The 12,392-nt window shown below is 41.4% G+C and carries 15 protein-coding genes; all 15 read right to left on the bottom strand.

Going from position 1 to position 12,392, the window contains the following annotated elements:
* Positions 1–3: 3 nt before the first annotated feature.
* Positions 4–1,290 (bottom strand): site-specific integrase, encoded by a 1,287-nt coding sequence (locus NLF99_RS15465; RefSeq protein WP_254529406.1) that lies wholly within the window; start codon positions 1,288–1,290, stop codon positions 4–6.
* 138 nt (positions 1,291–1,428) lie between these two features.
* Positions 1,429–2,985 carry a recombinase family protein gene (locus NLF99_RS15460; RefSeq protein ID WP_254529403.1) on the bottom strand — a complete coding sequence of 519 codons (1,557 nt, stop codon included), beginning with the start codon at positions 2,983–2,985 and terminating at the stop codon, positions 1,429–1,431.
* 96 nt (positions 2,986–3,081) lie between these two features.
* Entirely contained in the window at positions 3,082–3,933 is an 852-nt protein-coding gene (locus NLF99_RS15455; protein WP_254529400.1) for a nucleotidyl transferase AbiEii/AbiGii toxin family protein, read from the bottom strand.
* A 5-nt stretch (positions 3,934–3,938) separates the two neighbouring features.
* Positions 3,939–4,577, bottom strand: a complete 639-nt coding sequence (locus NLF99_RS15450; protein ID WP_254529398.1) for a hypothetical protein — start codon at positions 4,575–4,577, stop codon at positions 3,939–3,941.
* A 57-nt stretch (positions 4,578–4,634) separates the two neighbouring features.
* Positions 4,635–4,823, bottom strand: coding sequence for a hypothetical protein (locus NLF99_RS15445; RefSeq protein WP_254529395.1), 189 nt, complete (start codon positions 4,821–4,823; stop codon positions 4,635–4,637).
* Positions 4,824–4,897: 74 nt separating this feature from the next.
* Entirely contained in the window at positions 4,898–5,206 is a 309-nt protein-coding gene (locus NLF99_RS15440; RefSeq protein WP_254529392.1) for a hypothetical protein, read from the bottom strand.
* 4 nt (positions 5,207–5,210) lie between these two features.
* On the bottom strand, positions 5,211–5,444 hold the full coding sequence (locus NLF99_RS15435) for a hypothetical protein (RefSeq protein WP_254529390.1): 234 nt from the start codon (positions 5,442–5,444) through the stop codon (positions 5,211–5,213).
* 26 nt (positions 5,445–5,470) lie between these two features.
* Entirely contained in the window at positions 5,471–5,998 is a 528-nt protein-coding gene (locus NLF99_RS15430; RefSeq protein ID WP_254529387.1) for a hypothetical protein, read from the bottom strand.
* Positions 5,999–6,009: 11 nt separating this feature from the next.
* On the bottom strand, positions 6,010–6,816 hold the full coding sequence (traN, locus tag NLF99_RS15425) for a conjugative transposon protein TraN (RefSeq protein ID WP_254529384.1): 807 nt from the start codon (positions 6,814–6,816) through the stop codon (positions 6,010–6,012).
* Positions 6,817–6,851: 35 nt separating this feature from the next.
* On the bottom strand, positions 6,852–8,084 hold the full coding sequence (gene traM / locus NLF99_RS15420; protein WP_254529381.1) for a conjugative transposon protein TraM: 1,233 nt from the start codon (positions 8,082–8,084) through the stop codon (positions 6,852–6,854).
* 382 nt (positions 8,085–8,466) lie between these two features.
* Entirely contained in the window at positions 8,467–9,090 is a 624-nt protein-coding gene (gene traK / locus NLF99_RS15415; RefSeq protein WP_254529379.1) for a conjugative transposon protein TraK, read from the bottom strand.
* A 68-nt stretch (positions 9,091–9,158) separates the two neighbouring features.
* The gene (gene traJ / locus NLF99_RS15410) at positions 9,159–10,361 is read right to left on the bottom strand and encodes a conjugative transposon protein TraJ (protein ID WP_254529377.1); all 1,203 of its coding nucleotides are present in this window, start codon (positions 10,359–10,361) and stop codon (positions 9,159–9,161) included.
* A gap of 8 nt (positions 10,362–10,369) precedes the next feature.
* Positions 10,370–11,005 (bottom strand): TerB family tellurite resistance protein, encoded by a 636-nt coding sequence (locus NLF99_RS15405; protein WP_254529374.1) that lies wholly within the window; start codon positions 11,003–11,005, stop codon positions 10,370–10,372.
* Between the two features lie 8 nt (positions 11,006–11,013).
* A complete protein-coding gene (locus NLF99_RS15400; RefSeq protein WP_254529371.1) occupies positions 11,014–11,649 on the bottom strand; it encodes a hypothetical protein in 636 nt (211 codons plus the stop codon).
* Complete coding sequence (locus tag NLF99_RS15395; RefSeq protein WP_254529369.1) at positions 11,646–12,347, bottom strand: conjugal transfer protein TraI; 702 nt, start codon at positions 12,345–12,347, stop codon at positions 11,646–11,648. Before NLF99_RS15395 ends, NLF99_RS15400 begins: the two co-directional genes overlap by 4 nt.
* Between the last annotated feature and the right edge of the window lie 45 nt (positions 12,348–12,392).

Genomic DNA, 12,392 nt, shown 5'->3' with positions numbered 1-12,392 from the left:
TCCTTACATTTTGTTAAACATTTCCATAGCTTCGCTTCGCATTTCATCCACGGTATCGATATAGGGTTGCATAGATTTATAATCTGAATGTCCAGTCCATTTCATCATAATATGGACAGGTATTCCAAGAAACAAACCGTTGCATATAAAAGAACGTCTTCCAATGTGAGAAGTTAATAACGTGTACTTTGGGACAACCTCTTCTATACGCTTGTTTCCTTTATAATAAGTTGTCATAATCGATTCATTAAGTCCAACTAATTCGCCAAGTTCCTTGAGGTATTCATTATATTTCTGGTTAGAAATTACCGGTAGAGCCTTGTTGTTCGGAAATCTTTCGTCCTTATATTTATTTAAAATTTCTTTTGTGTGGTTATTAAGATCGATGATGAGTTTATCATCTGTTTTGATCGTCACTACTTCTATAAATTTCTCTTTCACAGCATCTTTTGTTAATGCATATACATCTGAGTGTCTCAATCCTGAATAACACGTGAAAATCAGTATATCACGAACACGGTATAAGTATGATTTTTCTTTCGGAATATCGAAAGCCTTAATATGGTCAATCTCTTGCCCTGTAAGAAAAATGACTTTTTTTTCTATTTTCTTAATTTTCGGACGGTACGATAGGAATGCTGAATTCGCTACTATTCCCTTTCTATTTCCCCAGCGAAGAAACCATTTTAAGAACTTTAAATGTTTTTCCAGTGTTGAGTTTTTAAATCCTCGGCGCTTCAAAAGGAAATCCATATACTTATCAAGCGTGGCATTATCAAAATCGTTAATGCCGATGTTTGGTTTAAACTCTTGGAGATGATTTCTGACCGTTCGAAGTTTTTTTAGTGTGCCTTCAGTCCAATTATTGAGTTTACGGTTCTCTTGAATAAATTGGTCGTAGTAATCAAAGAATTTACTTTGTATTGGTGCTTCCGAAGAAGTTTCATTTTTTGGTTTTATCTTATCATTTATTTCATTCCGCAGTGTCGATTTTGAAGGAACTGATCCTTCAATCTCATAACTTTTGAAGATATCCTGAATGATACTTTCAATCTTTAGGAGTGATGCATTTATTTCGCTTGCAGACTGTTTAATTTTATTTGTTGTGCCGTTTTTTACACGTTGCTTTTTATCATCCCATTTAGGAACGTCAACCCGAAAACCACTGGATAAATCCAGTCTGTCACCGTCATAGTTGATTCGGATTCTGATAGGAACATTTTCTATGATCTCTATACCGTCCTTCTTACGTTTTTCAAGTGAAAAAATAATATTCCTTTTGATGTTCATTTTTGGGTGTAAGTAAAATATCTACACCCAAATTTACACCCAATTTTTCAGAATACCTAAAAATCTATAAAAGTCTTAAGTGATATTTTATTGCTGAAATACAGATACTTATGGCATTAGTAAAGTGTGTAAAAATCCTTAAAAGGCTATAAAAAAAGAGCCTCCGGCTCCACCCGAGGGGATTGAAGACATTTCAATCCCTTTTTTTGTCACTTTTAACAAGTTTAATTCACTCATTTTCTGCAAGTTACGATTAAACAAAGGATTGATTTCGAGAGTTCGATAGCTCCCATTATCGATGATGAGCCCCAAATTGAACACCCTTGAAAGTAGCGTACGCTTATCTATGACATTTGATGATTCATAGAGCTTCGATAGATCCGAGAGCTTATTCAACTCTGAATTCAGGATCTTTTTCAGCCTTTCTTTATCTTTTCCAAGATCAAAATCATTTAGTTTTAGCGATTGTATTTTTTGCGTTAGATCGCTATGCCATCTGGAATAGGTCTCCTGATTAATGCTATTGTTGATCCATTTCTCCTCGACCGACCGCAAGGATTTTTCGGCTGCCGCAAGTTCCTTGTTTCTATTTTCTTTGCGCTGTTTTTCTACTTTAACTTGATGGTTCAAGAGCTCTGTGGCCAGCGTTCGAACATCTTGAATGAGATCCTCAGGGAGACTTATTAACCTCAGGATATCGAGGAGTTTTTCATGCGCCTTTATTGCACTGATATTGTTATGCTTCGAGGTTAGCCTGCAGCGGTAATAGTAATAATATTGTCCTGTCTTTCCACGGGAGGCGGCACCAGTCATATAACGTCCACAGTGACACTGTAACAATCCTCGAAGTGGGATATCCTCATGCAAAGTAACAACTGTCCGTTCTTCTTTCCGGAACTTCTCTTGAGCTCGGCTCCAAGAATATTGATCGATAATAGGTTCTGCATTTTTTACTGGAAACATACCACCAGGATTGGTTTTCCATGCTTTTACTTTTTGGTAACCACTGTACAGCGGATTCTTTAAAATACGATGGATGCTAGAATTTCCTGTATGCGGGAACCCTTGGGATATGGCAATTTCCTGAATCTTATAGATGGGGACATCCTTTAAAAATAGATCATAGATGTTCCGGATTATTTGCGCTTCCTCCTCCTCGATTACCAACTTCATTTCGCGTTCGCTTCTCACCTTTACATAACCGTAAGGCGCTGCACCACCATGAATATATTTCCCTTTGATAGCCTTGGCGGAATAGATACCCCAGTTGATATCGTTTTGCCGCTTGATGTTTTCCGAATCACCCAAAAGAAATTCCAGTCCCATCATAAAGTAAGAACTGTGATCGGTAACATCGTAGACCATTCCCCGACCTGCACTGACGATTTTTATTCCGTATTCCTTTTGGATTTTCATGACCATGTTGATCGCATCTCCTGTAATTCGGCTGAAGCGTGTCAGTTCAGAAACAATGAGGTAATCAATTTCCCGATGGTTCTTTTTGATAAATGAAAATAGTGCTTTTACATCCGGTCGATCGAATGTTTTGGCACTATAACCTTCGTCCCGGAAAGTATCGATTATTTCAACATCTGCACTAGTTGTCCATTGCGAGGTAATAAAATCTTGTCGTTCGATGCTGTGACGGCTTTGGTCATAGTTACTGAACCTTAAATATCGAATCCCTTTTTTCATAATTTTAACAGGATGGATTTGTTAAATAAACAATATTAAATCGGAAAAATTCCGATTCTATATGCTTCTATTGACATATTTTATCGAGGATGGAGATCATTCAAACTTAAGTTGTTCGATGAGTTCCAAGAAATATTTTTTTGACCAGATATCAAGTTTTTTGTTATCTGGAATAAATTTGACAATATCCTCCTTCACTGCCTCCATGGATACAGAGTCGATACGTTTCTTCAAAAGATCCAATAATTCTTCTTTCTCGATGGTTGAATTCGTCCAGTTTCCTGTATCTTGCGCTCTGGCTAGGAAATGATCCAGATTCAATGGAACTCCTTTTCTGATGTACCACTCTAGGTCATACCAATCCCTACCCTTCACCCTATTTTTCCATTTACGAAATAGTAAGGCATGCATTTTTCCTGCAAATAGATTGGATTTGGTAAAGCATTTTACATAAAAAGAGAAAGGTTTTATCAGAAGCTTCTCCTCGGTTTCAAAACGCAATGGTGGTTGTCTATCCACCTCCAATTTGATCTTGAGACCAACCATTGCACCCAAGCCCGCCTCTAGCACCATTCCTTCTAGGATCAGTTCTCTCCAGACTGTTTCCGGTTTTAAGAAGGCAGAATCGATCGAAGTTCCTTTAGTCTTTTTCTTTTCTTTGATACTTACTTGCAACCCAACATTAGCAAACTCCTCCACCAGTCCTTTAAAATAAGGTTCCAACGAAAACTCAGGATCACTCGATAGCAATGAAAAATCCAAGTCTTCTGAAAAACGATCCAGTCCGTAGAATATACGGAGGGCAGTACCTCCATAAAATGCCGCCTTCTCAAAAAATCCAGATCGTTGAAGACCAGCCAAGGCTACTTCTTGCATAATCTCACGAAGGGCAGAGAATGCCTGTTCTTGATTCTTTGGTCCATAGGATGCCAGCCATTCTTTTATCATAATAATCAATTGTTTTTAATGACCCTAATTAACCATTCAAGGCTTTTCTTTTTAGGTGAGAACTTCAACCATTCCTCCATCATTTGCACATCCAACATGGACAGTTGATCACCATCCATTCGTAGATCTTCAAATAAAAATGATTCAGTTTGTAATTTACTTCTCAATAAAATGCCCGAAGTGAGGATGATCCGGTCAAAGAGTGCTTTTTCGGGGCTCGCCATCAGTACGCTCTGCCTCTCAGTTACCTTGACGCTTTTAATTCCCAAAGAGTAGTAGCTTTCTTCAACATGGTAATACCGAAAACGGCCGATAGGCGTTTGATAATACTTGGCCAATTTAGTGGTACAGGATAACACTTCAAAAACCTTTTCTGGAATCATCCCCCAAAATGAAAGTGCAGAATCCAAAGATACATAACTTGGCCCCCAAAGATGGTTGGCAATTAATTTATGACTAGGTGGACCCATACGCAAATTCGGTCCCGGAATATAAAGGCCATTCTTTAATGGAATCAATTTCCCCTGTTTGATCATTTCGCTGATCTTGTCATTGGGACGTTGATAGTCATTCAGCAAACTCAGGAGAATTTGGCGTGTAAGCACCTGCTCACGGTAATTCAATAAGGCATCTTCGACTTTCATGTTAAATATTTACATAAAAATCGGAATTAATCCGGTTTAAGCAAAATTATTTAACATTTATTTTCTTCGAGAGGGTCTTTTATATCCCCAAATTCCAAAATCAGTTTCTAGGTACCTTCTCCGCACGTTCTGAAGGATGATTTCTGTCAATAGTTTAATGGTCTTTTGACGTTCTATTTCCAAAGGCTTTTTTGACTGATCGCTCTTCTCCATGTTCATTGGTGTTCCTTTTCCTTGTTCATTCATCAACTATCTCCTCATAAAAAATGCTGCCTTTTCATAATCGACAAGGCAGCACCATTTTCTAATTTCCCATTATTTCAAAATCCTGTCTCTATTCTATATAGGCTTATACGACTCGGTTTATTTCGGTTGTACGAGGGTTCATAATGCAAGTAACCAAAATCATTCAAGTCGGATAAACACCCATAATAGGTACTAGATGCCCGGATCTTAGCCATAGGCATGATCTGCCGACAATAGGCCTGAATGTAGGCTGGCCGATCACATTCCATCCAATATATCCAAATGGCAGTATATATCGCAATATGGGTCGAACCGATGCGACCGTCGTTCGCAATTCCTTTCATAAACTTGCTGATCAGCTCCAATCCATTTGCAGAATGCATGATATTATCCTAAGGATTGTTTTACTTTCCGCTTGGAAGGCTTTTCGGCGGATTCTCCATCAGCTGCTATTCCCTTTTTCACCTTCGCAGACTTTTTTTCTTCTTGTGCTTGTTCCTTTCGTTGATGTTGAGGTATGGATTGGCTAATTTTCTTATTATTGGTATCATAGATATTGATGGTTTTGTATTGCGGATTTGCCTCCACAAAGATATTGATTGTCTCTTCACCTCGCAGCATGTTCGCAGATTGTAGGTTTCCCTTTTTCAGTGAATCAAGAAATTCATCTCGGTATTGCTGTTCTTGAAAGATTCAATACCGATCCCTTCCAATTCTTTGGATAGATCAAATCCGTAGTTGTCGTGATATTGATTCATTTTGTAATTCCCAAACGAGTCTGTCTGCCTAAAATCCAATTGCAGCCAAGCTTTATAGTCCTCCCCGTTTTGGTTGGTTAACTCTTTATAGACCGAACGGCCACTGAGCAGGTTATAGGCTTCCTTCATCGTGATGTTCTTTCCCTTATGGATATAGAATTGCTGGCTAAGCTCTTGGCTAGCACCCTGCTTCTGAAGTTCCATTTTGTACGAATTGAAAAAATAGAAATCCGTTTCCTTGGATTTGCTGAAATTGAGACTTGCCTGCAGGTAATCCTCTTGGTATTGGGCATGAAAGTCTAATGTGAAAGCTGGCTTTCCTTGAGTCAGCGCTTCACGTAATTCATTTTCTAATCCTTCTCCGAAACCGGTGAACTTGACCTGTTCACGTAGGTATTCAAAATTTTTGCTGTTCATGATTGGTATATTTAATCGTTTATCCATTTCGCCTTCATCAGGTCTTTGTTTTTCAGCCGTATTTCAAAATTTCTTCCGCCATCTTTCTCCTTGATTTCTATCAGCAGGTGTTTTTGATCGGCCAGCGTAAATTTGGGGAGCACATAGACGATTTTTTGTTTTGCAGAACCTGCCACCGATACGTTGCTTTTAGGTGTAGGGATCGGGCTGATTTCAAGTTCTTGGGATGCTGTCCTTTTGACCTGTTTATTATCCCGGACAAAGAACCTCAGGTTTTCCATGTCATAATCGATAGCCGATTTATTGCTGATCTGGAATACGAAATAAAACAGGTTATCTTGCACGAATAATCCCTGAAGCGCACATTCCATACCGAATGCTTTGCTACTTTTAATCAGCTTATCGGTAGGTAGCTGTTTTAATAATCTGATATTTGATTCCAAGCACTCCTCATTGGCATCTGGCCCCGGAATCTGTCTGCTACTGATTTTAGGAACAACATACTCGAGCTCCTTTGGTGATTTTGCATAGCTTAATATAAAGCTGTGCAGACGTCCATCTCCGGTAATAACCGAGAGGTTTGTGGTGTCAAAATCGGCTATGGAAGATTTTACCTGCAGGATGTGTGCGACACCTTGGGCTTTCTGCACCAAAATATCCGGACTTCCGCGATCAACACCGACAATGGAAAAAGGAAAGACAATATTGGTGGTTTTGTTATGGCTTATGGCGAGTTTCGTCGGCTTCCTCTGCTGAGCCGCGGCATTCCAAGGATACCAGATCCCAAGGATTGCCAAGTACATAATGATGTTTTTCATGATCTATCTATTGATTAAATGTTGTTGACTCTTTATTATTTCTGCTTAAGCAAGACCCGGTATCCGTCCTTAATGGTCACCTTGATTAGCTTCGCTTTTCTGGCAAGCAGATCCTTTGCCGCATCGATTCCCACATCGATCGCCTTTCCACTCAGCGATTCATTCAATTCACTGAATCGCATGGCTTGTATGCCTTGATCTAAAGCGTTCTTGGCACCTTCCCGGGCGATGGATCCCGGAATATAGATGCCCGCAATCCCGTCCAAGTCAAAGAGCGCTAGTTCCACGGGCAGTAAAGACTGATCCATACGAATTCCACTGATCCTGACCTGAAGTCGATCGCCTTGCAGGCCGACCACACCGAATAGCATGCTGCCTTTCTTTAGCTTTGAACCAGCAAGTTGAACGTCCTCTCTCAAGCTTATCCTTAAGGTGGATCCATTGACAACCGTTTGTTCTCCGTAGATTTCAGCCTGAATGGCATTTTCCTTTTGCAGCTGCATTTCCCCCGGATCACCCAGTCCAAAAAATCCTTCTACTTCACCTTCAACAACGTTATCCAGCATCAAACTGCGTGGTACAAGATCCCGTTCACCAGTCACTTCATAAATAGCAGGTTGTAGTGCCAGAGCTTCTTGCTGCATTTCCTGCTGCAGGCGTTCGGGATGCTGAATCGAAATGATTTTCTCGAGCATGCTTGAAAGCTGAGCGAGTTCTGGGTCTTCCGTATTCCCCGTTTCCATCTTTTCCATCAACAGTTCAAGCCTTTGGACATCTGAAGAAATTGGAGAGGTTAAGGGTCTTGCCATGTTTTCGTATTGATTTTCCTGCAAGGGAGGTCTCTGTTGGTTCAGCTGGGCCTGCAGGGAAAGCAAGCGTTTTTCCAGCACTGCCACTTGTTGAGAACCTTCATTTGATGCCTCGAGGTTCATAAAGGCATCATCTGTTGAAGAGAATGCTCCGTCATGAATGCTGTCGACCGACTGCTGGTTCCAATTTTCGTTCAGAGGGACAGATGTTATAGGTTGGCCATCCTCAAGGAATACGCTATTTGCATATAGATCCATTTTGTCCGGTTCTTCTTTACTGGAAACTTGTGCCTGTGGAACATCCAACAAGGTTCCATTTTTTAAGCTGTCTAAGGTCTCCTTTTTATGTTGCTCAAGGTTTTCCATACTCCAAAATCCCAGAGCGGCGACAGGAAGGATCAATAGCGGGGCGGCAAAAAGCAGCTGCTGCTTGCGCCGGCTCCATCGGAATTGTTTCATTTTATTCATGCGATTTATTTTGGTGTTTATTTTTACTTAAAAAGTCGTTGGAAGTCCTTGGTAATAGCAGGGATCCATTTGTAAAGTATCGTGTTTTAGAATGATGGGCTGTATAGGAGGAGGAAAATTCAGCTGTTTGCTTTGATGCAGGTGAAATTTATGTGGCACGCGATATACTGCCCGAACCATTTCTGTTAAACGTATTAATAGATGGATGTGTACCAGCACCAGCACGCTTGAGAACGTAATAAAGCAAAACACGGGATCCAAAGGCCACGCCACTGATCTCTTTTTTAGTGCGATTGCATGCCGGTCTTTAAGAACCATATCTAACCTTTCCATCTTCCCCTCCTTCCAAGATTCTTACATTTTTAATATGGATTTATCGATTTCTTTGGGCGACTTCAATATCCTTGTTTTCCAGTGTCTTCCATTGTTCAATCAACAGCCCGTGCGGATTATGGTCCGATCGCGCGATTTCTCTTAGAGACCCCTCCGTAATGAGCGAGCGGACAACGATTTGGCTACTTCTGGTGATGGTTTGCTTGCCAAAAAAGCGAAAATGCATCTCCAGCTGACGCTCAAAAAGCTGGATACTATCAACTGCGATCTTCTGGCTGACATTTCCCGAAACCAAGTTGATATAATAACCGCTTTCCACGAGATCCGAGTAGACGCGGTGGGCACGCTGGTCCGCCAAGTACAGCGCCATTCGGATATTCTTGCGGTTAGCCTGCTCGTCGGGTACCAAATTGAAGAACAGCTGGTGAAAATTTGCGATATGACTTTTTGCCTCTGCGTTAAAATTTTCTCCGCGATTGCTGGCGTAAGCCTCCATGGCTTTTCCCTGTGCAAGGACATAGATTCGGTCCTGCATGCCGCGTACTGACCTGAAACTCTGATACAGTGCATAAAAGCTCAGTATAAGGCTCCCAGATACAGTCAATATACTGAATAGGCGTACTTGCTGAAATGCACGATCCAAGTTTCTTAATTTTCCAAACATATCTCCTCTTTTTTAATCATAACCTTAATCAAGCACCTTACTTATTTTGGATACTTCTTACCCATAGATTACTGCCCTTTCAATTTATCGTCCATAAAGGAATGCCCCTTTCTCTCATGGGGGAAATAAGGATCCGACTGGCTGCTTCCCGACAGATCTTGGGTCATTTTATTATGGGCTGAACCTAAGGCATCGATGACCATTCCCCCTGCAGCAGCGCCCCCACTGAGGACCACTTGACTGGATTTGGATATCAGGCTTCCAACTTTCTGACCCAGCACCGAACCACCTCCCGCATGCACGATATAGTTGGCTACCGAAGGCACGCTGAAATAGCCCACGATACCGATGATCAGGAAAACCAAATACGCCAAGTCCGTCCGGCTAAAGAAGGTATCTCCTTGATCGGCGAGTTGTGAGAGGTCAAGCTTGAGCATATTTTCCTGGATTTTGCCCAGAATACCACCAAAGATATTGGCAACCGGAAGCCAAAGGAAAATATTGATGTATCTGGCGATCCAAACGGTCAGGGTATGCTGAAAGCCGTCAAACACGGCAATGCCGAACACCAAGGGGCCTAAAATGGATAGCACCACCAACTGAAAGGTTCGCAGCGTATTGATGCATAGTGCTGCGGCCTCAAACAGGATCTGTAAGACCTCACTGAGCCATTCCTTGACTGAATTGCGGAAATTATAGGATGCTTTGGCCATGGCAAACTTGATATCATTGCCAATTTCATCCAGCATTCCCTCTGATGAAGGATCTTCGCCGTGGGTATATTTATACCATTTATCACGATTTCCTTCTCCGGTATCCCCTACATACATTTGCCAGGAATCGGTTTGCCTGATGGCTTCTTCCTTTTTTTCAAGCAGCACTTCAATCGCGCGGTTTGAATCTTTCACCATTGCTGAACTAGCTGAAACGACCGGATTCATCACGCCATTGATCAGCGAAATGACCGATGGAAACAGTGCAATGCAGAAGCCGATGACAAATGGTCGAAGTAAGGGATAAAAATCCACCGGTTCCGCATTGGCAATATGCCGCCAGACCCTAGAACCGATATACCACGTCGCAGCAAATCCGGCAATCCCTTGGGCTACACCGATCAGTGTGCTGCAAAGGGGCATCATCTCAGCGTATAGCTGCTCCAAGACTGCATGCATACTCTGCATTTCCTGGGCAATTCCCTGCCCCTTGGATACCAAGGGAACCATAGAAGCAAATAGAATCAAGCCCAAGTATACTAGTAAAGGTTTCATCATTCAGAATTTTAAGGTTGTTCAATTTGCTTTCGGATGGATCTTACATCATTCACTTCCTTCTTGCGCTGAAGCAGCAGCAATTTGGAATCATTGGAAAATTTTCTCAGAAAGATCGTCATCTCTTGCATTTCATCATAGATTCCATCAATCGCATGGAGCCGTTCGGAGTCATTCATGCTGAGCACTCGATCGCTTAAGACCAGCACCAGCTCCTCCAAGTTATTTAACGAGCGGTCTAACAGGCCTTGATAAATCTTTAGCAGATAGCTCAGTTCCCCGCCTTGAAAAAGTTTTTTCTTATTTAGTTGCCTGTTGAAAGTATGGCAAGTTTCGAGGATATTCAGCTGCATTTGAATGATGTCGGCAACTTTATGGTATCGTCTCACTGTTGGACTTACGCGAAGCAGTGCATCCAAAAAGGTTTTGTGAAGGTTGAAATTACCGGCACTCAGATCCTTAACATTACGGTAGCCGCCTTGAAGGATGTTATAACCCTGTTTCATTTGCTTCAATATGGTTTTGAACTGTGCCAGCTTCTCCACATTGAGCAATAGTTGAACCACCTCAGCGGATTGTGATCTCGCCGGCAGTGCCTGAACCGAGATCATCAAGAAGGCAAAAATTATCGGTTTTATCGCTTTCATTTTCTTTACTATTGTTGATGAAGCCTTTGCATATCAGAAGATTGCTTCAGCTCCTTAATCCTATTACTTTCCAAGTAATTCGTCGTTATCTCCACTTCCCGGATCATCAGGAGATGCTCTTCCAAATGCTCATGAATTTGCTGCAAACGAATCAATCTTTGCTGATCTTCTAGATCAAAGGATTCCTCAAGTAATTCCACAACCTGATCAAAACTCGTAAAGCTTTTCTTTAAGATGACTTCCAACATAGATTGCATATATTGCTTTTCTTCTTGGGAAAGTTCACTTCCTGTTAGGCGTTTGCTCAGCCGGCGATGCATAGCGACAATTTCCATCAGGATGGCCGTACTCTCAGCAATTTTTCCGAATCGACGTACAGCAGGTCGAACTAGGCCAAGGGATCTAAAAAAAGTCTTGTGGAGCTTGAATTCATCTTGCTTCCATTCGGCTACGATGCTCATTCCAGTACGAAATACACGGTAACCCTTAGTCAAAAGATCCAGGTACATTTGGTTGGCAAGAATCTGGGTCAACAGGTATTCTTGCTGGGTCTTCTTCTGCCGGATCCATTCTTTTAGTGTTTGCCCTTGAACTAGGCTTATGGTCAGCTGGATTGCACAAGCCAAGGCCATCCATTTTCTCATCGTTCTAAATTTTTATCAGGGATTCCATGGAGTTTTTTGATTCGCAGAACCTCTTTTAAGGATTTACTCCGTTGCAGGCTGAGCAAGCTATTCTGCCGGTTGAACCGTAAAAGGCTCTGGTAATTATCCTCGACTCGATCGCTTAGGACATTGATTAGTTTCATGCGTTCACCATCACTCATCTGAAAAGAATAGGAACTCACCAAACTGGTAAGCTCCTCGACATTACCTAGGCTTTCCGCTAAGATGCCGGCATACACTTTGGCCATATAGTGCAGTTCTTCTGCTGTAAAATGGTCTTTCTTTTTAAGGTCGTTCCAAGTTCGCTGATAGATTCCTACCATAGCGACTTGCTTTTGAATAATCTCCTTCACCTGATTAAATTGGAGTAGGACTGACTTTACCTTCATGAGCGATTCATAATAGGATGCAAATGTTTCCTTTTGACGGAAGCTCCAGGCAGCAATCTCGTCCAAACGAGTTTTGGAGAGTAGATTTTCTATTGTTTTTTGTGTTTGTTGAAGCCAGATTGTTTTGTTCTGCAGCCGCTGAACTTTCAAATCCATGGCCTTGACTACTTTTTTTATCGCCGCCTTGATGACTTCTGAAAGGACCAATTGTGCACTGGCCGTTGGCCGGTTTGGCACAATATGCATGAACAAAAAAAGCAACATAATTACGATAAAATGCTTTTTCATAACCCTATATATCGATTAATTAAAGTTTATATACTGATCAGTTAT

It is taken from the genome of Sphingobacterium sp. LZ11T8, assembly GCF_024261425.1.
Taxonomy (GTDB): domain Bacteria; phylum Bacteroidota; class Bacteroidia; order Sphingobacteriales; family Sphingobacteriaceae; genus Sphingobacterium.
Note: the sequence above shows the minus strand (reverse complement) of the source record. Positions and strands in the feature narration are given on the sequence as shown.